Origin of the sequence: Hoeflea ulvae, from assembly GCF_026619435.1 — a bacterium.
GTDB classification, from domain to species: domain Bacteria; phylum Pseudomonadota; class Alphaproteobacteria; order Rhizobiales; family Rhizobiaceae; genus Hoeflea; species Hoeflea ulvae.
The window spans coordinates 2,550,045-2,568,580 of sequence record NZ_JAOVZQ010000001.1; the positions used below are offsets into that span (position 1 = coordinate 2,550,045).

Genomic DNA, 18,536 nt, shown 5'->3' on the forward strand with positions numbered 1-18,536 from the left:
TCATGTCCGATATTCTGAGTGATCTCGATCTGGGAGACGCCAGCCCCTCCGATCCGGTCCGGGAAATCCAGGCGGGCCTGAAAAAGGTCCTGCCCAAGCGATTTTACAAGCAGGCTTCAGTCATCCCCGCCGCCGACGGCGGTTTTGCCGTGGCGCTCGACGGAAAGCCCGTGCGCACGCCGTCCCGGCAGGAGCTTGCCGTTGCCGATGCCGATCTGGCCGCAGCTCTGGCGGCGGAATGGGAAGCGCAGACCGACAAGATTGACCCGGCAACGATGCCTCTGACCCGGATGATCAATACCGCGATCGATGCGGTTTCGACGGCCCAGGAAGCGGTGTTCGAGGATATCCTGCGCTATGCCGGGTCCGATCTGCTGTGCTACCGCGCCGATGGGCCGGAAGCGCTGGTGGCGCGCGAAGCCGAGCACTGGGACCCGCATCTTGACTGGGCGGCAAGCCAGGGCGCGCGGCTGGTGCTGGCCGAGGGCATCATTCATGTTGAACAGCCGGCCGAAGCCATTCGCGCCATTGCGGTGCTGCTGCGCCGTTATGCGAAGCCGCTGCAGCTCACGGCACTTCACACCATCACCACCATCACCGGCTCGCTGGTGCTGGCTTTGGCGCTTGCCGAGGGCAAGGCCGAGCCGGCCGAGATCTGGGCGGCCGCCCATGTCGACGAGGACTTCAACATCTCCCAATGGGGCGAGGATCACGAAGCCGCCGCGCGTCGCGCCAAGCGGCTGATCGATTTCGAAGCCGCCGCACTCATCCTGTCTGCCTGCAAGACCTGATCCGGCGGGGCGGCAGCCTCGAGCCTGTCCGAATGGCTTAGCCGTTGCATGCGCATGTCAATGTGTCCCGGGCCGGGTCATTTCCGTGGCCGTGGCGTGCGCCGCTGCCCGGATTTCCTCCGCCAGATCCGATTCCGGCAGCGTGCGCGCCAGCACCATGCCGCCCACGCAAAGTGCCGCAAGCGACAAGGCGTCCTGCCGCGTGTTTTCGCCCCGGTCCGCGATGCTGCACTCGAACAACCAGACCATCGCTGTAAGCAGGTCCTGGAAGGCTTTCTGCACCTCTCGGCTCGATCGCGCCACGTCCGAGGGCAGCGCAATCATCGGGCACTGGCCGTCGAGGTCATCGAGATGCTTGTTCGACAGATAGGCATCCACCATCTGCCGCGCCGATTCGACGGTGATATTGGTCGGATCAATGCCGGCGTCCATGCGCCATTGCGCACCCCGGCCCATAAGAAAGCTTGAGACCGCGGCGTTGAACAGGGATTCCTTGGTCTTGAAGTGGTTGTAAAAACCACCCCTGGTCAGGCCCGCCTCGGCCATCACCATGTCGATTGTGACATTCTGGAATCCGTGCCGGTTGAACAGGATACGGGCGGATTCGACGATTCTGCTGCGGGTCTTCTGCTTGTGCTCGGCGCTGTAGGACAAGGGCTCTCTCCACGGGACTTGGCAGCTTGTAGCAAAGGATCAAAATATGTTCTTTATCATATTTAGATCTCGGTCATAAATCCCGGACCACCACATCCAAGGGAGACACGCAGATGAAAAAATTCGCCCTCGTTTATCACGGCAATCCGCAATTTGAGACCGCGGAAGACGGCGCCAGTCACATGGTCGCCTGGAAGCAATGGGTTGAGGGGCTTGGCGACGCCCTGGTTGATCCGGGAATGGCTGTCGGCCCCTCCAGAACCATAAGCGCAGCCGGTGTGGAAGAGGGCGGTGGGTCCAACCCGTTTTCCGGCATAACCATTATCCAGGCCAACACCATGGAAACGGCGATCGATCTCGCCCGCGCCTGCCCGCACATCAATGCTGGCGGCACCATCGAGATCGCCGAAGACATGCAACTGGCCATGTGAGGGAAGGGCAGATCATGACATCGCTTTTTGACGCAGCACCCTATCTGGACGGCTACCGGGTGTCATTCGTGGTTCTGGCGGTGCTGACGGTCATGATTCTGGTTCAGAACCTCATGACCGCGCCGCTGGCGTTTCTCAACAATGAACAGACGCCGGGCATGCCGCTCAGGCATGATCATTCGAAACTGAGCTTTCGCGCCATGCGGACCTATGCCAATTCGACCGAAAGCTTTCCGGCCTTTGCCATGGCGCTGCTGGTGGCAATTGTTGCCGGCGCATCGCCGACACTGGTCAATTGGCTGGCGGTCCTCCACCTCGCCTTCAGGACAGGTTTCTGGGTTGTCTATTACAGCGGCATTGGCAAGGTTGCAGGCGGCTTGCGCACGCAGTGCCATGTAGGCGGGCTGGCTGCCAATCTCGTATTGGCGGGTACCGCGATCCACGCCTTGCTTGCCGGGTGAGGTGTTGCAGCCTCACTCCCGGGTGATCGGGATCGTCCGTTAACGGGGCACTAACCATAAACTGCGATTTTGTTCCGGGTACAACCGTCCGGGAGCAGGATCATGGGGCCAGGCACGCATTTTGCACCATCACTGGTCAGGCTGCTGGTCCTGTTGGGACTGACGGTCCTTCTGGGCGCCTGTGCCGGGCGGCCCAAGCCGCTCGAACCGCTGCGGCCCTATACGGTGGGTGCCGTGCATGTCACCGCGCAAGCCGTCAGTGATGTGGCGTTCGCCAGCCGGTTGCAGCAAAGGCTCGAGGCCACGGCCGGTCATGTCGGTACCGGAGACGGCCAGACCACGACGCTTCGGGTGGCGGTGCTCGACACCGGTGCCGGAATGGGCTTGCTGCACTTCTTTGACAGCTCCCTCAGGTCCGCCAGAATCGAGCTGGTGCTCACGGACACCGATACCGGGCAGGTGCTGCGCACACAGACCCTGCAGTCCACCTCCGTGCATAGCAACGGCCTGCGCGCCGAAACCGCTCTGGTCAACCGTATGGTGAACGATATCAGGGGGCAGCTCGGGCTGTCGGCCTATCCGCCGCATCCCGTTAGCGGCCCCGAACGTGCGATGGTCGCTCCCCAGGCCCGGCTCGACGATTTTCCCGATCTCGATCTGGTCTCGGCCGATCCGTTGCTCAATGGAACCGTCACGCCGACCTCCGCCGGTCTGGATTCCGGCACAGACGACGAAGCCTATCCGGACATCTCCAGGCCGCTGCTGACAGCCGAGCCACGCCCGCAGGAGCCCGAGACGGACAACACCATGCAGGCCATAACCGACATCGTTCCGCCGCTTCGCTACGAGGCGGCTCCGGCAGATGGCGTTCCCGGTGTGCTCCCTCAAGCAGGCGATGAGGATGAGCCCTGCGTCATCACGCTCGAAACCGAATGCGGCGATCCCGGCAACCGGTAAGACTGCGAAGCGCCATAGCGCAAGGTATCCGTGGGCAGAAAGCCTTGATCAGCCCAGCCGTTCGGCATGCCAGGCAAGGTGATCGTCCATGAAGGTCGAGATGAAATGATAGGAGTGGTCATAGCCCTCCTGCATCCTGAGCGTCAGGCCGATATCGGCTTTTTGGCAGGCTTCCTCCAGCAGCCAGGGCCTCAGTCCCGCGTCCAGAAACCCGTCGGCCGTGCCCTGATCCACCAGGAATTCGGGGAACCGAGCGCCGTCCTCGATCAGCAGCGTTGCATCATGGCGCCGCCAGCCGCTCTCATCCGCGCCAAGATATTTTTCCAGCGCTGGCCGCGACCAGTCAGCCGTCGATGGCTGGACGATCGGGGCAAAGGCGGAGCAGCTCTTGAACCGGTCGGGATGCTTGAGCGCGAATGTCAGCGCGCCATGGCCGCCCATCGAATGTCCCATGACGCCCTGACGTCCCATGTCGGCGGCGAAATGCGCCGCCACCAGGGCCGGCAATTCGTCGAGAATGTGGGTTTCCATGCGGTAGTGCCGGGACCAGGGCGCCTGCGTCGCATCGAGGTAGAATCCCGCGCCCTTGCCGAATTGCCAATTGTCCGGCTCGTCTGGCACGTGGTCGCCGCGCGGACTGGTGTCCGGGCAGACGATGATCAGGCCGAGCTCGGCCGCCATGCGCCGGTATTCGCCCTTGTCCATCACATTGGCATGGGTGCAGGTCAGGCCCGACAGGAACCAGACCACCGGACAGAGCTGCTCCTTGGCGACAATCGGCCGGAACACGGCGAAGGTCATGTCGCCGCCGCAGGCCTCCGAGGTGGTCGAATAGACGCCCTGGCAACCGCCATGGGACTTGGCTTCCGAAATGATTTTCATGGATGTGTCGCCCGGTTGGGGCAGGGCCTCCTTGCCGAAGGCCCCTGCCGGAATGTCAGTATACCACGACGCTGCGGATGCTTTCGCCCCGGTGCATCAGGTCGAAGGCCTCGTTGATGCCCTCGAGCCCCATGGTGTGGGTAATCATCGGATCGATCTCGATCTTGCCATCCATGTACCAGTCGACGATTTTTGGCACATCGGTGCGGCCGCGCGCGCCGCCGAATGCGGTGCCGCGCCAGGACCGGCCGGTGACCAGCTGGAACGGCCGTGTCGAGATCTCCGCACCCGCCGGCGCCACGCCGATGATGATGCTCTCGCCCCAGCCCTTGTGGGCGCATTCGAGTGCGGTGCGCATCACACCGACATTGCCGGTGGCGTCAAAGGTGTAATCCGCGCCGCCCTTGGTCAGATCGACCAGATAGGGAACGAGGTCGCCCTCGACTTCCGACGGATTGACGAAATGGGTCATGCCGAAGCGCGTCGCCATCTCGACCTTGGACGGGTTGAGGTCGACGCCGACGATCATGTCGGCGCCTGCGAGCCTGAGGCCCTGCAGCACGTTGAGCCCGATGCCGCCCAGGCCGAAGACGATGGCCTTGGAGCCGATCTCGACCTTGGCAGTGTTGATCACGGCGCCGATGCCGGTCGTCACGCCGCAGCCGATATAGCAGACCTTGTCGAACGGCGCGTCACTGCGGATCTTGGCCAGCGCGATTTCCGGCAGCACGGTGTAATTGGCGAAGGTCGAGGTGCCCATATAGTGAAACACCGGTTTGCCGTTGACCGAAAAACGCGAGGTGCCGTCGGGCATCAGCCCTGCGCCCTGGGTAGAGCGGATCGACTGGCACAGATTGGTTTTCGGATTGAGGCAGTATTCGCATTCGCGGCATTCCGGCGTGTAGAGCGGAATCACGTGATCGCCCTTTTTCAGCGATGTCACGCCGGGGCCGACATCGACGACAACGCCGGCACCCTCATGGCCGAGAATGGCCGGGAAGATACCTTCCGGATCCGCGCCCGAAAGCGTGAATTCGTCGGTATGGCAGATGCCGGTTGCCTTGATTTCGACCAGCACTTCGCCGGCGCGCGGCCCATCCAGCTGGACGGTGGTGATTTCCAGCGGCTTTCCCGCTTCGAAGGCTACGGCTGCGCGAACGTCCATTGACATGCTCCCGGATGGTGTTTGGTGATCACCCTACCTGCCAGAGCAGCAGTCCCGGCTCAACCCTGATTGTGAGCTAATTTCACCGCCGCGGACCGGAAAGATCCGCGGCGACGCAGCTGTTCGAAGCAGCAATCAGTCGTTGGTCGCCTGAATCAGCGTCATCAGGCGGCTTTCCAGCATTTCGACACTCGAGGTGATCTGCGTGGCGAGCTCTCTGAGCCGGTTGATTTCACCCGACATTTCGGCCACCGCAATGGAAATGCCTGCCGGCTGCGGCGCGTCACCGGTGCCGCTGATCAGCCATGCCGGCGAAACGCCAAGCACGCCGGCCAGCGTCATGATCTTGTTGGCGCGGGGTTCGGAGCGATCCGATTCCCATTCGGCCAGTGTATCGACGGTGACGCCGATATTGGATGCGGTGTCCTCGAGGCTCAGCGCGGAGAGATCGCGTGCGCGGGTGATCCTGCCACCAAGCGTGTCGCCGTCGTCATAGATTTCCGCTGTCATTACATTCATCCAGTTCATTCCTTTGATTTGCCGATCACAGGCCCGATTGCGCCATTCGTGCGCGGCGCCCGTCCCGCCAGGGACCAGCCTGGGCCTTGATCGTGTCGTTCATGTGAAACCCGCAGCGCCGCGCTTGAAGGATAAAGCGCAAGGGAGCCTGTGGCGTTCCACCAATCGCCGCAAAATTCTGCCCTCGAACCGGTTTGGACCCAAGGAATTCTGCGGCCGTCATGCATCATGCAGTGCATGCTGCACATTATGACCTTCTGCAGCCACGATTTGAGCGGCGTCCCGGGCAATTTTACCTCGGGAAGAGCAGGACCTGTCGAATCTCGGTCAGCTCCGTGGTCCTGCACCGATACTATCGGTGATTGTACCCACTCAGTCCAGAGTGCCGTCCGCATTGTTAGCGAACCAGGAGTTTGCGCCACGGCTGAACTTTACGACAGGGGGGCGCCCGAAAGCAAGCCGCTGACCGAATCGGTGCATGTTCCGTTCAGCATTTTGCAGAATCTCGGGTCCTGCGGCTGACGTCTTCAGCGCCCGCAGCCGGATTATCCGGAAGTGTTCTCGCTGTCGTCGCGGGTTGCGCCGAATGTTGCCTCGAAGGCCTCGCGCAGCCGGATGTCGGCTTCGTGCATGGGAACCGGCAGGCCGAGGTCAATGAGGCTTGTCACCCCGTGCTGGCGCACGCCGCAGGGCACGATGCCGGAAAAATGCTCGAGATCCGGGTCGACGTTCAAGGCCAGCCCGTGAAAGCTCACCCATTTGCGCAGCCGGATCCCGATGGCGGCGATCTTGTCTTCGGACATGGTGCCGTCGGCGAGCCGCGGCTTGTCGGGACGTCGCACCCAGACGCCGACCCGGTCTTCGCGCCGCTCGCCGGTGACATTCATGCTGGCCAGCGTGGCGATGATCACGGCCTCCATGGCGGTGACAAAGGCGCGTACGTCCTGCCGCCTGCGCTTCAGGTCCAGCATCACATAGGCCACCCGCTGCCCGGGGCCGTGATAGGTGTATTCGCCGCCGCGGCCGGTCTGGTGCACCTCGAACCGGTCCGGCGCCACCAGGTCTTCCGGTTTGGCGCTGGTGCCGGCGGTGTAGAGCGGCGGGTGCTCGACCAGCCAGACCAGCTCGTCGGCTTGACCGGCGGCAATCTTCTCGGCTTCCGATTCCATCAGCGCCACCGCCTTGGCATAGGGCGTCAGCCCCTCCGAGATCCGCCATCTCACCGGCGCACTGCCGTCTTTGGGGAAAAACCGGGTCTCGAGTGTGTCGCGCTGGTTCATCGGATTGGTCTAGAACCGATGCGGTAAAAATGGAAGTCATCCGGCCAGCCAAATTGCATGGCGCCTTGGCATTGTAGCCGTGTCCGCCACGCGCAAAACCGCGCAGCGCGCGCCGCCGGACACCGCAATGGCGAAGCATCTGTTGGGGATTGAAAATTCAGGATTTCCGGCTGTTTTCCCCACACCTCATTTTTGTGACGAATGCGCTTGTGCAGGGCAAGTCCATTTGCTACATGCAGCGCGCCGACAGGTTTCGGCTCTACCACGTGCGGTCGTGGCGGAATTGGTAGACGCGCAGCGTTGAGGTCGCTGTGGGGTTAAACCCGTGGAAGTTCGAGTCTTCTCGACCGCACCATAAAACACCCGCTTCGGCGGGTTTTTTTGTGCCTTGAAACCAGTGTCCGGATGGTAATTGTTGACTAGTCTGCGGCCAAGCGGAATCAGCGCCCCGCGCGTTTGACCGGACGGGGCGCGTCGTCTGAAGTCATGCATGTTTTACAGCAGTCCGCGTCCGGCCAGGTTGCGCATCAGGTGACTGGCGCCAAATGTCCATTCCGGACAAGCGGTCGAGTGCTGGACCACATTCTTCAACACGCCAAGCTGCGCGTTGGAGATCTCCACCGTGTCGCCGAGATGATGGGTAAAGCCCATGCCTTTCTCGCCGCGGTCCTGCACCGGCGCAAACAGGGTCCCCAGAAACAGCATGAAGCCGTCCGGATACTGGTGATGGCGCCCCGTCGTCTGGGCAACCAGGTCGCTGGGGTCGCGGCTGATCTTGCGCATGCTGGAATGGCCCGACAGCACATAGCCGTCGGTTCCGGTCACCGTCAGCTCCAGTTCGGCGGCGCGGACATCGTCGAGATCGAAACTGTCGTCAAACAGCCGGATCATCGGGCCGATGGCGCAGGCGGCATTGTTGTCCTTGGCCTTGCCGAGCAGCAGCGCCGAGAGGCCTTCGAAATCCCGCAGATTGACATCATTACCAAGCGCTGCGCCGACAATCCTGCCGGCTGAACTGACCGTCAGCACGATTTCCGGCTCCGGATTGTTCCAGCGCGATTCGGGATGAATGCCCACCAGCGCGCCGCTGCCCACTGCGGACATCGGCTGGGACTTGGTGAAGACCTCGGCATAGGGCCCGATTCCGACCTCGAGATATTGCGACCACAGGCCTTCGCGAGATCAGCGCCTGCTTGGCCAGCGCCGCTTTTTCCGAGCCCGGCACCACATCGCTGAGGCTGGCGCCGATTTCGGCGCCGATGCGGGCTCGCAATTCGGTCGCCTTGGCCGGATCGCCGGCAGCGCGTTCCTCGATCACCCGCTCGACCATGGATTCGGCAAATGTCACACCGCAGGCCTTGATCGATTGCAGGTCGCACGGTGCAAGCAGCGTGACATCGGCGCCTTTGCCGATGTCGGACACCGGACAGATCACCGAGCCCTGGGCAGACCGGACATGGCCTGCCGGATCCGGCAATTCGCAAATGTCGCGAACCGTCGGCGCGTCCCGGCTGGTGATGTCGACCAGCATGCCGTCACGCAGGGTGACCACCGCCGGGCCGCCAGCGGACTTGAGCCAGACGCGGCCGACATAGAGGCCTTGCTGATCCAGGGTTTCGAGCATCTGCGGATCCTTCCGGTTCAGTGGTTGTCGCGCGGCGAATGTTTTTGCGCAACGCGCTGGAATTCGTCGGCCCCGCGCAGCACCATGCCTTCCGAGAAGGGTTCTGCCAGTTCGCGGAAATATTTCTGCCACGGCGTCTGGCTCTGGGGCGTCGGGTAGCCGCCGGCGGCTGCGAGGTCGCGGGCGCGGCCTTCCCATTCCTCCTGCGGCACCAGCGCGTCAGCGCGGCACTTGCGCAGATCGATGCGGATCCGGTCGCCGTTGCGCAGCAGCGCAAGCCCGCCACCGGCGGCAGCCTCGGGCGAGGCGTTGAGGATTGACGGCGAGGCCGAGGTGCCCGACTGGCGTCCGTCGCCGATGCAGGGAAGGGCGGTCACGCCCTTTTTCAGCAGATAGCTCGGCGGCCGCATATTGACCACTTCGGCGCCGCCGGGATAGCCCAGCGGACCGGTGCCGCGCATCACCAGGATGGAATTGTCATCGATAGCGAGGCTCGGGTCATCGATCATCCTGTTGTAATGCTCGGGACCGTCAAACACGATGGCGCTGCCTTCAAAAGCCTCCATGTCGTCGGGATTGGACAGGTAGCGCGCCCGGAAGTCTTCGGAAATCACCGAGGTTTTCATGATCGCGCTGTCAAACAGGTTGCCCTTCAGGTTCAGGAACCCGGCTTCCTCGATCATCGCATTGCCGATCGGCCGGATCACGTCGGCATTCTCGCTTTCGCGGTCCCTGCAATTGTCACCGATGCTGCGGCCATTGACGGTGAGCGCGCCCGGATGCGGCAGCAGATTGGCGCGCATCAGTTCAGCCACAACCGCGGGGACGCCGCCGGCCCGGTGAAAGTCTTCACCCAGATATTCGCCGGCTGGCTGCAGATTGGTCAGCAGCGGAACCCGGTGCCCGAGCGCCTGCCAGTCGTCATTGGTGACGGAGACGCCGATATGCTTGGCGACGGCGACAACGTGAATCGGCGCATTGGTCGAACCGCCAATGGCGGAGTTGACCACGATGACGTTTTCAAACGCCTCGCGGGTCATGATGTCGGACGGTTTGAGGTCTTCGCGCACCATGTCGACGATGCGCTTGCCGGTGGCATAGGCCATCTGGCCGCGTTCGCGGTAGGGCGCGGGAATCGCTGCCGAGCCCGGCAATTGCATGCCCAGCGCTTCGGCCAGCGAGTTCATGGTCGAGGCGGTGCCCATGGTGTTGCAATAGCCCACCGACGGCGCCGAGGAGGTCACCAGTTCGGCAAACTGCTCGTCATCGATCTTGCCTTCGGCATGGAGTTCGCGCGCCTTCCAGACGATGGTGCCCGATCCGGTGCGCTCGCCGCGGAAATAGCCGTTGAGCATCGGGCCGACCGAAAAGGCGATGGCCGGAATGTTGACCGTCGCCGCAGCCATCAGCAAAGCAGGGGTGGTCTTGTCGCAACCGATGGTCAGCACCACGCCGTCGAGCGGATAGCCGTAGAGCGATTCCACCAGCCCCAGATAGGCCAGGTTGCGATCAAGCATCGCGGTGGGGCGTTTGCCGGTTTCCTGGATCGGGTGCACCGGCACTTCCAGCGGCAGGCCGCCATTGGCAATGATGCCGTCGCGGATGCGCTTGGCAAGTTCGATGTGATGGCGGTTGCATGGCGACAGGTCAGATCCGGTCTGGGCAATGGCGATGATCGGCTTGCCCGACTGCAGCTCTTCGCGCGTCAATCCGTAATTGACATAGCGCTCGACATAGAGCGCCGTCATTTCACGGTTTTCCGGATTGTTAAACCAGAGCTGGGAACGCAGCGTAGCGGGTTTGCCTTTGTCGGACATCTCGGTCTCCAATACCGTTAGATTTGCACATGTCTTTGCCAGAGCCCCTGCAATCGCGCCAGAGGCGATGGTTCGCAGTGCGCGGGAATAATGTTGAGTAATCAACCCAGCATCTTGATATTAGATGAATGGGCAAAAGGCTCGGGTGAGATTTTTCGCCTGCTGCGCCTCCCGCCATCCCGGCGGCAGCCCGGGTCATGAGTGCACCTTGCTGCCGCGGCCATAGACCAGCAGCATGCCGATGATCACCGATCCGTAGATCACCTGGCGTCCGGCCTCCGGCATCTGCATGATCGACAGCACCGAGTTCAGAAGCACGATCAGGATGACGCCGACCAGGGTGCCGATATAGCGGCCCTGACCGCCGAGAATGCGGGTGCCGCCGATCACCACGGCGGCAATGGCCGGCAGCAGGAAGGCATTGCCCATGCCCTGAAACGCCCGGGCCGAATAGCCGGCCAGCATCACGCCGGCCATGGCAGCACAAACACCCGAAACCACGAAAGAGCCGAGGATCACCCTCCGGGTGCGTATGCCGGACAGATAGGAGGCCATTTCGCGGTTTCCGGTCACATAGATCTGCCGTCCGAAGGCCGTCCGCTTCAGCATCACGGCAATGACGATGGAGATGGCCATCCAGACAAAGATCGCGGAGGGAATGCCCAGCACCTTGCTCGACGCCAGCGTACGCATCAAGGGCGTGGCGGAATCCTGCGGCGCAAAGCCGCCGGTATGGGCCACCATCAACCCGCGCAGCACCGAATCCACTCCCAGCGTGAAGATCATCGACGGCACCCGCAAATAGGCCACGCCAAATCCATTGACCAGGCCGACGCCAACGCCAATGGCGATGCCGACCGGAATGGCCAGATCGCCACCGACGGTCGTGGCCATCATGGCTGCGGCTGTCATGGTCCAGGCGACGCTGAGATCGATATGGCCCAAAAGAATGACCACCATCATGCCGGCCGCGACAATTCCCAGGAACGAGCCGGTCTGCAATTGCTGCAACAGGTAGCCTGGCGACAACAGCGGCGCCGAACCCTGCGTGGTCAGCGTATAGGCGGTGCCGACACTCAAAATGGCGAGAATGAAGGCCGAAGCGATGAGGATGGGCTTGTCTTCAGGTTTCAGGCTTGGAATTGCAAGCTTCATGACGTTCCCTCCTATCTGAACAGGTTGAGTTGGTTCTTGACCCGCAGGGTCCGGAATGCGCCCAGGCTGACCGCCAGCAACAGCACCAGCCCCTCGACAAGCGGCTGCAGCAGCGGATCAATCGAGACAATGCGGAAATAAAACGAGATCACCCGCAGGATCAGGGCGCCTACCATCGAACCGATGGCCCCGCCCATGCCTCCGAGCAGCGAGGTGCCACCGACCACGACAGCCGCGATGGAATTGAGCGTATAGGCGCCGGCCTGGGTGATGTCGGCATTGCCCGACGAGGTCTGGATGCACAGATACAATCCGGCGCATCCGGCAAAAAACCGGCGAGCGTGAAGGCGGCGATCTTGGCGCGATCGAGATTGAGGCCGGACATATAGGCAGCACCTTCCGCCGAGCCGATGGCATAGATCGTCCGTCCGGTGACGGTGCGCTTGAACGGCAGCCAGACGCCGAAGGCAATCACGATGACGATCAGCAACGGCACCGGGAACCACGAGATAGGAGCGAACCACGCGGCATCGGCATCAAACCAGCCATAGGTGGCGACCAGTTCGTAAAGATCATTGGTCAGCGCCCAGCCGATGTCATCATCGACATTGCCGCCCGGCGCCGGCCGGATGAACAGCGCCAGCCCGACAGCGATGGCACCGGTGGCCAAAGTGGCGATAATCGGCTGCAGGCGGCCATAGACCACGATCAGCCCGTTCATGAAGCCAAAGGCGGTCCCGGTGGCAAGCGTGATGATCATGCCGAAGATGATCTGCAGCGGCGAGCCGTTGAGCACCACCGAAGCTACGCAATTGGTCAGCGTCATGATCGCGCCGACCGACAGGTCGAGCCCGCCCAGCAGCACCGGCACAGTCTGCGCCATCGCCAGAAACACGATGGCCACCGATTCATTGGAGTTCTGGATCAGCACGGCGGCGGAAAATCCGCGCGGATGCAGGCTGTTATAGACCAGATACAGCACCAGCAGCATGACGATGGCGCCATAAAAGCCGGGGTTCTGGCGGATGGTCGACGCCAGCGATGAACGGTTGTTATGCATGGGGCATTCCTGGCGTGGTCCGGGGCACAGCGTTTCCCATGTTCAGGGAGGCGGCGACGATGGCTTCTTCCGAAATCGCGTCGCCGCTCAGATTGGCGACGATCTCGCCGTCATACATCACCATCACCCGGTCGCAGCAGCCGATCAGCTCGGCATAGTCGGATGAATAAAGCAGGATGGTCTTGCCCTGGTCGGCAAGGTCGCGCATCAGCTTGTAGATCTCCTGCTTGGTGCCGACATCGATGCCGCGGGTCGGGTCGTTGAGCAGGATCACGTCCGGATCCGTCATCAGCCATTTGGCGATCACCACCTTCTGCTGGTTTCCGCCCGACAGCGTCGCCACCACATCCTCGGGACTGCTGACCTTGATCTGCAGCTTGGCAATGCCTTCATCAACTGCCTGTTTTGCCTTCCCCGCATTGATGAACGGTCCGTCGGACACACGTTCATAGGAGGCGGCGAGCAGATTGTCGGCAATCGACATCGCCAGCATCAGCCCTTCGGTCTTGCGGTCCTCCGGCACCAGCGCGATGCGCATGGCGGCATTCTTTGCTTCCGCCGGGGACTTTGGCTGAGATGGTGTGTTGCCGATGCTGACCTTGCCGCGCATGCCGCGCAGCACCCCGAACAGGCCGAGCAGAAGTTCCTTCTGTCCCTGACCGTCGAGACCGCCGAGGCCGACAATCTCGCCCTTGCCGATGGTCAGGTTGATGCCCTTGAGCTGGTTTTCCCAGGCAAGATCGTCGATCTCGAGATAATCGGGCTTGTGGCCGGGTGGCGGTTTCGGCGGATAATGCGCCGTCACCTCGCGGCCGATCATCAGACGGACAATCTCGCCCTCCGAATGCGTGCCCTTGGCAAATGTTTCAATATGCTGGCCATTGCGGAACACCGACAGCGTGTCGCAGAGTTTTTCGATCTCGTGCATGCGATGCGAGATGAACAGGCTGGCGACCCCTTGCGCCTTGAGCTCTCCAAGCAATCCGTAGACGGTTTCGACATCGCGGCTGGTAAGTGCGGAGGTGGCTTCATCGAGAATGAGAACTTTTGGATCCTTGCCCAGCGCCTTGGCGATTTCGACCATCTGCCGGCGTGACAGCGACAATTCGCGCACCAGCGCATTGGGGTCGACATCCTCGCATTTGATCCCGGCAAGCAGCTCTTCGGCGCGGCGGTGCTGGGCGCGCTTGTCGATCAGGCCGAACTTGCGCGGCGGCGCCGACAGCGAGATATTGTCGGCCACCGACAGATCCGGCACCAGCGACAGCTCCTGGAAAATGCAGACAACGCCGGCGTCGACGGCCTGGGTCGGATTGGAAAAGCTGACCACATCGCCATTGACGCGCAACGTGCCCGAATCCTGCTGCAGCACACCTGAAATGATCTTGATCAGCGTCGATTTGCCGGCGCCGTTCTCGCCCAGAATGCCGTGAATGGTTCCGCCGAAACAGGCGAAATCGACACCTTCAAGCGCGCGGGTGCCTGAAAAATGCTTCGTTATGCCGGACATCTGCACAATCGGATGGTCTGCGGTCATTGCGTCCGCTTTCTTGGCTGGCGTGGCGCCTTGCCTCGGACCGGAGGCATACAGAGCGCTCTGCAGTGTGGTTCCCGGGCAGGCCGGCAGGGATCTGTGCTCGCCTGAGCGCAGCCGGCCGGACCGGGTCCGTGGAATGTGAAGAGACGGGGCGCCGGAAATTCCGGCGCCCCGAAATTGCAGTGAGATCAGTTCACGTCGGCTTCGGTCTGCGCCATGATCGACGGGCCCGAGATGTTGACGCCGCAGGGCGGAAACTCGTTGACGGTGAAGAAATTGTCCGGCAGGTCGCTCCAGAAATTCACACCATCCTCGAGCTGGCTGTATTCGGTCACCGGCAGCGGCACCGAAATCAGCTGCGGCATGACATTGCCTTCGAGCGCCGAAACGGCGGCTTTCATCGACACAGCAACCAGACCCGGTGACTGACCGATGGAGATCCCGGTCAAGCCGTCACCGGCATGTTTTGCCAGGAGTTTGCGGAAGCCGTTTTCGGATTCGCCCGCCACCGGAACGAAGGGATGTCCGGCATCGATCATCGCCTGGACCACACCGACGGTGCCGCCCTGGGCGATGATGGCGTCGAATTCGCCATGCACCGCGATGGCGTCCGCCACCACCTTCTGCGCTGTGCCGTCATCCCAGTTGCCGACAACCTGGGTCACATTCCAGTCGCCGGCATCGGCTTCCAGAACCTCGTTGATGCCGATCGAGCGATCGCGGTCGACCGAGTTGCCGGCCAGGCCGCGAACTTCGAGAATGTCGCCTGAGGTGACGCCCTTGGCGGCCAGTTCCTTCAGCGTGAATTCCGCCCAGGTGCGGCCCATCAGCAACTGGTCTTCATTGACCTGCATCACCGCATCGGTGTCGAGCACGTTGTCAAACGGCACCAGCACGACATTGTTCTTGTCGGCCAGCCGGATCACCCGGTCAAAGCCGTCGGGCGCTACCGCGATGGTGACGATGGCGTCATAGCCCTGGTTGATGAAATCCTCGATGGCGCCGAGCTGCGCCGGTGCATCGGTGCCGGTCGAGACCACCTTGAATTCGGCAATCTTGTCCTTCATTGAAGGGTCTTCGGCAAAGGCCTTGGCGGTCTTGATCATCTGGATGCGCCAGCCATTGCCGACGAAGCCATTGACCACGGCGATCTTGTAAGGGCCATCCTTGGCCGGCCATTGCATATAGGTCGTATCCGCGCTCCACGGTGCAAAACACTCAGGATTTGCGCCCGGTCCCGATACGACCTCGGGTCCCGCCAGGGACAGGCTCGTCGAGAGCATAAGCCCCATGATGGTTGTTGAAATGACTCTTCCCAGTTTCATGTGAATTCCTCCTCCTTCGGTGCTTTGGCGCACCCTCCCAGATGCCACGGTGCGTGACGATCATCTTGTCGGCCGTGGCGCCTGTGACGCCGCGGCTGCATGCCGGTGATCTCGTGTCCCTTAATTGCCGGGGAGCATCCCCTGTTCGTCTCCGCCTTGCCTGTCCTCGCATTCCAAATGCTAGGTCACGGCTAGCGCTGGCGCGGTTGCAACCGGCAATTCTATTTGTTGGACAATTGAAAGCTACATGCCGCAAGATACGGTGTCAATTGAGAAAAACACTGATCTGCAGGCTAATTCCATTTCTTTTCATCCTACAAATAGAGCGCAGGCGGAGACGCGCCGATCCCTGGTGTGATCGGGTTCAAGCAGAAGAAAAATGCGGACGAGCCGCAGCTCTGTCTTGTCCAAAAGGCACTGTGTTCCGGTGCCGTGAGCGGTCAGTCGCCCAGAAACACGGTGACGATCTGCGGGAAGGCCAGCAGCACGCCAAGAGCCAGCAATTGCAGTCCGATAAAGGGCAGGAAGCCGCGGAAAATGGCGGTCAGGGTGATATGCGCCGGCGCCACCGATTTGAGATAGAACGCCGCCGGTCCGAAGGGTGGCGAGAGGAATGACACCTGCATGTTCATGCAGAACACCACGCCAAACCAGATCGCCACATATTGCGGCTCGATCGATCCGAGAAAGCCGATTTCCTCCACCGGCAGGCGCATGACGATCGGCAGGAACACCGGCATGATCAACAGCACGATGCCGACCCAGTCCATGAACATGCCCATGACCAGAAAGATCAGCATCATCAGCAGGATCACCGCCATGGTCGGCAGTTCGGCATTGATGATCAGATTGGCCACATAGGTGGGTCCGCCAACCAGCGTATAGGCTGCGGCGAGAGCTGCTGCGCCAACCGTGACCCAGATGATCGTGCCGGTTGATTTCATCGTCCGCATCAGCGAATCCCAGACCACGTCAAAGCTCATTTCGCCACGCATCAGCGTGATCACGAAGACGGCGACCACGCCCATGGCGGCGGCCTCGGTGATGCCGGTGATGCCGCCATAGATCGAGCCGAGCACAACGCCAATGACGATGATCGGGGCGACAAGGCCCTTGCCCATGCTCCAGCCGATCAGCGTCCGCTCGCGGCCGAAACCGAACTGCAGCAGTGCTGCTCCGCCAATCAGAATTCCGAACAGATAGGGTAGGTCAGCCACCATGCCGAGCGGGATCGGATCGACCCCTTCAAGGATGGCATTGCCGCCGGTGACGGTCTGAAACAGCGCCCGGATCAGCAAAAGTGCGGTAAAGCCCATCACCATGATGGTGACGAAAGCGCCGAACTGGGCCGATTTTTCGCCGGTCGGCGGGTCGCTGGGATCGGGTTCGGGCAGCGGCGCCTGCTCAGGATGCATCCGCGTGCGCACGATGATGTAGATGATGAAGAACGAGGCCAGCATGAAGCCGGGCAGGAACGAGGCGGTAAACAGCGCCTTGATCGAGGTTTCGGTGACAAGTCCATAGAAGATCAGCACGATCGAGGGCGGGATCATGGTTCCCAGCGAACCGCTGGCGCAGATGGTGCCGATGGCCAGATCCTGGTTGTAGCCGAGCCGCAGCATCTGGGGCAGTGCGATCAGCCCCAGCAGCACCACTTCGCCGCCGACAATTCCGGACATCGCCGCCATGATCACCGCCATGATCGAGGTGACGATGGCAATGCCGCCGCGGGTGCGCGACAGCCAGACATTGAGCGAGGAATACATGTCCTTGGCAATGCCGGATCGTTCGAGCAATGCTGCCATGAAAATGAACAGCGGGATCGAGATCAGCACGTAATTGGTCATCTGCCGGTAGATCGCCTGACCCAGCACGGCAAAGGGTCCGCGGCCGAAATCCCGAAACAGCAGGTCCGGGCCGAATTTCATCAAAAGCACGGCGCCGGCCAGCGTGGCCGAAGCAAATCCCAGCGGCATGCCCAGCGCCAGAAACACGAAAAGCCCGATCAGCAGCAGCAGCGACAGTGTCCCGATATCCATGGAGCGCTCTAGTCCTTCAGCGTTTTGCGAATGAGGTCGATTTCCGTCTTGTCGATTTCATCCAGGGGCGAGTGATGTTCGGGCATCTTGTGCCAGTCGGCAATCAGGTTGGAGAGCGCCTGGATGGCGACCAGCAGGACTATGAACAGGATGGCGGGCTTGATGGTTGCCGGGATCGGCGGATCCCAGGCGGTGCCAAAAGTTTCCCAACGCAGGATCTTGTCGCGGGATTCATTGTATCCGCCCCAGATCAGCATGAAGGTGAAGGCCCAGATCAGCCATACGGTCAGGACATCGGCAAGTTTTTGCAGCCAGCGCGGGAACAGGTCATAGACCACATAGATGCGAATATGGCTGCGCTGCTGCATGGCGTAGAGCCCGGCAAACAGGAAGATGAAGCCGGCAATCCACAGCGACAGTTCATTGGCCCACAGGGTCGGCTTCAGAAAGACGTAGCGCGAGACCACCTCGTAAAACATCACCAGCACCAGAACCGCGGTGGCGATCATCGCCATCCGCGAGCAGATCAGGCTGACGACATCGAAAAAGCCCTCGGGCTCCTGTTCGATCGTGCCGCGCATGTCGGAGAGATAGATGCTGGCAGACACCAGGGCGATCGATCCGACGATCACCGTCACCAGCACGATGGGTGTTTGGGTTGGTGAGAGAAATTCCTTGAGGGTGATGCCGGTGCCGAAAAACAGCCGTCCCAAGATCAGCCAGGCTGCCAGTGCCGCAAGCGCCAGCGAACTTGCTAGAACCAGTTTGCGCATCGGTTGCCTTATCCGGCCCAGCCAGATGCTGTCAGCTTTGTCGATCATTGCCACCCCTCGCTGCGT

General features: G+C 61.6%; 17 protein-coding genes, 1 tRNA gene and 1 pseudogene. 5 read left to right on the top strand and 14 right to left on the bottom strand.

Annotated elements, in window-relative coordinates:
• Positions 1-2 precede the first annotated feature (2 nt).
• Positions 3-791: an ATP12 family chaperone protein gene (locus OEG82_RS12130; RefSeq protein WP_267612693.1), complete on the top strand. Its 789-nt coding sequence runs from the start codon at positions 3-5 to the stop codon at positions 789-791.
• 57 nt (positions 792-848) lie between these two features.
• On the opposite strand, the gene OEG82_RS12135 is transcribed toward OEG82_RS12130, so the two are convergent.
• The gene (locus OEG82_RS12135) at positions 849-1,445 is read right to left on the bottom strand and encodes a TetR/AcrR family transcriptional regulator (protein ID WP_267612694.1); all 597 of its coding nucleotides are present in this window, start codon (positions 1,443-1,445) and stop codon (positions 849-851) included.
• Positions 1,446-1,558: 113 nt separating this feature from the next.
• Between OEG82_RS12135 and OEG82_RS12140 the strand changes: the two genes are divergently transcribed.
• The 3 genes from OEG82_RS12140 (at position 1,559) to OEG82_RS12150 (ending at position 3,294) form a co-directional block, all read left to right on the top strand.
• Positions 1,559-1,876, top strand: a complete 318-nt coding sequence (locus tag OEG82_RS12140; protein WP_267612695.1) for a hypothetical protein — start codon at positions 1,559-1,561, stop codon at positions 1,874-1,876.
• Between the two features lie 14 nt (positions 1,877-1,890).
• Positions 1,891-2,337, top strand: coding sequence for an MAPEG family protein (locus OEG82_RS12145; RefSeq protein WP_267612696.1), 447 nt, complete (start codon positions 1,891-1,893; stop codon positions 2,335-2,337).
• Positions 2,338-2,439: 102 nt separating this feature from the next.
• Entirely contained in the window at positions 2,440-3,294 is an 855-nt protein-coding gene (locus OEG82_RS12150; RefSeq protein ID WP_267612697.1) for a hypothetical protein, read from the top strand.
• 48 nt (positions 3,295-3,342) lie between these two features.
• Here the strand turns inward: OEG82_RS12150 and fghA are convergent, their stop codons facing one another.
• The 4 genes from fghA to lipB all read right to left on the bottom strand — a co-directional run bounded on the left by fghA (position 3,343) and on the right by lipB (position 7,140).
• Entirely contained in the window at positions 3,343-4,176 is an 834-nt protein-coding gene (gene fghA / locus OEG82_RS12155; protein WP_267612698.1) for an S-formylglutathione hydrolase, read from the bottom strand.
• Positions 4,177-4,231: 55 nt separating this feature from the next.
• A complete protein-coding gene (locus OEG82_RS12160) occupies positions 4,232-5,341 on the bottom strand; it encodes an S-(hydroxymethyl)glutathione dehydrogenase/class III alcohol dehydrogenase (RefSeq protein ID WP_267612699.1) in 1,110 nt (369 codons plus the stop codon).
• Positions 5,342-5,476: 135 nt separating this feature from the next.
• Positions 5,477-5,860, bottom strand: coding sequence for a helix-turn-helix domain-containing protein (locus OEG82_RS12165; protein ID WP_267612700.1), 384 nt, complete (start codon positions 5,858-5,860; stop codon positions 5,477-5,479).
• Positions 5,861-6,405: 545 nt separating this feature from the next.
• Positions 6,406-7,140, bottom strand: coding sequence for a lipoyl(octanoyl) transferase LipB (lipB, locus tag OEG82_RS12170; protein ID WP_267612701.1), 735 nt, complete (start codon positions 7,138-7,140; stop codon positions 6,406-6,408).
• Positions 7,141-7,408: 268 nt separating this feature from the next.
• Between lipB and OEG82_RS12175 the strand changes: the two genes are divergently transcribed.
• Positions 7,409-7,495: transfer RNA gene (locus tag OEG82_RS12175), tRNA-Leu, on the top strand.
• A gap of 140 nt (positions 7,496-7,635) precedes the next feature.
• On the opposite strand, the pseudogene OEG82_RS12180 reads toward OEG82_RS12175, so the two are convergent.
• The 9 genes and pseudogenes from OEG82_RS12180 to OEG82_RS12220 all read right to left on the bottom strand — a co-directional run bounded on the left by OEG82_RS12180 (position 7,636) and on the right by OEG82_RS12220 (position 18,518).
• A pseudogene (locus tag OEG82_RS12180) lies at positions 7,636-8,764 on the bottom strand (fumarylacetoacetate hydrolase family protein).
• Between the two features lie 17 nt (positions 8,765-8,781).
• Positions 8,782-10,581, bottom strand: a complete 1,800-nt coding sequence (locus tag OEG82_RS12185) for an IlvD/Edd family dehydratase (RefSeq protein ID WP_267612702.1) — start codon at positions 10,579-10,581, stop codon at positions 8,782-8,784.
• A 195-nt stretch (positions 10,582-10,776) separates the two neighbouring features.
• Positions 10,777-11,736: an ABC transporter permease gene (locus OEG82_RS12190; protein ID WP_267612703.1), complete on the bottom strand. Its 960-nt coding sequence runs from the start codon at positions 11,734-11,736 to the stop codon at positions 10,777-10,779.
• A gap of 11 nt (positions 11,737-11,747) precedes the next feature.
• Positions 11,748-11,912, bottom strand: a complete 165-nt coding sequence (locus tag OEG82_RS12195; RefSeq protein ID WP_267612704.1) for a hypothetical protein — start codon at positions 11,910-11,912, stop codon at positions 11,748-11,750.
• Positions 11,906-12,796 carry an ABC transporter permease gene (locus OEG82_RS12200; RefSeq protein ID WP_267612705.1) on the bottom strand — a complete coding sequence of 297 codons (891 nt, stop codon included), beginning with the start codon at positions 12,794-12,796 and terminating at the stop codon, positions 11,906-11,908. Before OEG82_RS12200 ends, OEG82_RS12195 begins: the two co-directional genes overlap by 7 nt.
• The gene (locus tag OEG82_RS12205; RefSeq protein WP_267612706.1) at positions 12,789-14,333 is read right to left on the bottom strand and encodes a sugar ABC transporter ATP-binding protein; all 1,545 of its coding nucleotides are present in this window, start codon (positions 14,331-14,333) and stop codon (positions 12,789-12,791) included. The genes OEG82_RS12200 and OEG82_RS12205 overlap by 8 nt, the downstream gene beginning before the upstream one ends.
• A gap of 188 nt (positions 14,334-14,521) precedes the next feature.
• Positions 14,522-15,658: a sugar ABC transporter substrate-binding protein gene (locus tag OEG82_RS12210; protein ID WP_267612707.1), complete on the bottom strand. Its 1,137-nt coding sequence runs from the start codon at positions 15,656-15,658 to the stop codon at positions 14,522-14,524.
• Positions 15,659-16,098: 440 nt separating this feature from the next.
• Positions 16,099-17,697 carry a TRAP transporter large permease gene (locus OEG82_RS12215; RefSeq protein WP_267612708.1) on the bottom strand — a complete coding sequence of 533 codons (1,599 nt, stop codon included), beginning with the start codon at positions 17,695-17,697 and terminating at the stop codon, positions 16,099-16,101.
• An 8-nt stretch (positions 17,698-17,705) separates the two neighbouring features.
• A complete protein-coding gene (locus tag OEG82_RS12220) occupies positions 17,706-18,518 on the bottom strand; it encodes a TRAP transporter small permease subunit (RefSeq protein WP_267612709.1) in 813 nt (270 codons plus the stop codon).
• Between the last annotated feature and the right edge of the window lie 18 nt (positions 18,519-18,536).

What these genes read in the sequence shown, in the direction of transcription:
- OEG82_RS12130 (WP_267612693.1), top strand. Translation starts at nt 3, where the DNA reads ATGTCCGATATTCTGAGTGATCTCGATCTGGGAGACGCCAGCCCCTCC.
- OEG82_RS12140 (WP_267612695.1), top strand. Translation starts at nt 1,559, where the DNA reads ATGAAAAAATTCGCCCTCGTTTATCACGGCAATCCGCAATTTGAGACC.
- OEG82_RS12145 (WP_267612696.1), top strand. Translation starts at nt 1,891, where the DNA reads ATGACATCGCTTTTTGACGCAGCACCCTATCTGGACGGCTACCGGGTG.
- OEG82_RS12150 (WP_267612697.1), top strand. Translation starts at nt 2,440, where the DNA reads ATGGGGCCAGGCACGCATTTTGCACCATCACTGGTCAGGCTGCTGGTC.
- fghA (WP_267612698.1), bottom strand. Translation starts at nt 4,176, where the DNA reads ATGAAAATCATTTCGGAAGCCAAGTCCCATGGCGGTTGCCAGGGCGTC.
- OEG82_RS12160 (WP_267612699.1), bottom strand. Translation starts at nt 5,341, where the DNA reads ATGGACGTTCGCGCAGCCGTAGCCTTCGAAGCGGGAAAGCCGCTGGAA.
- OEG82_RS12165 (WP_267612700.1), bottom strand. Translation starts at nt 5,860, where the DNA reads ATGAATGTAATGACAGCGGAAATCTATGACGACGGCGACACGCTTGGT.
- lipB (WP_267612701.1), bottom strand. Translation starts at nt 7,140, where the DNA reads ATGAACCAGCGCGACACACTCGAGACCCGGTTTTTCCCCAAAGACGGC.
- OEG82_RS12185 (WP_267612702.1), bottom strand. Translation starts at nt 10,581, where the DNA reads ATGTCCGACAAAGGCAAACCCGCTACGCTGCGTTCCCAGCTCTGGTTT.
- OEG82_RS12190 (WP_267612703.1), bottom strand. Translation starts at nt 11,736, where the DNA reads ATGAAGCTTGCAATTCCAAGCCTGAAACCTGAAGACAAGCCCATCCTC.
- OEG82_RS12195 (WP_267612704.1), bottom strand. Translation starts at nt 11,912, where the DNA reads ATGGTAGGCGCCCTGATCCTGCGGGTGATCTCGTTTTATTTCCGCATT.
- OEG82_RS12200 (WP_267612705.1), bottom strand. Translation starts at nt 12,796, where the DNA reads ATGCATAACAACCGTTCATCGCTGGCGTCGACCATCCGCCAGAACCCC.
- OEG82_RS12205 (WP_267612706.1), bottom strand. Translation starts at nt 14,333, where the DNA reads ATGACCGCAGACCATCCGATTGTGCAGATGTCCGGCATAACGAAGCAT.
- OEG82_RS12210 (WP_267612707.1), bottom strand. Translation starts at nt 15,658, where the DNA reads ATGAAACTGGGAAGAGTCATTTCAACAACCATCATGGGGCTTATGCTC.
- OEG82_RS12215 (WP_267612708.1), bottom strand. Translation starts at nt 17,697, where the DNA reads ATGGATATCGGGACACTGTCGCTGCTGCTGCTGATCGGGCTTTTCGTG.
- OEG82_RS12220 (WP_267612709.1), bottom strand. Translation starts at nt 18,518, where the DNA reads ATGATCGACAAAGCTGACAGCATCTGGCTGGGCCGGATAAGGCAACCG.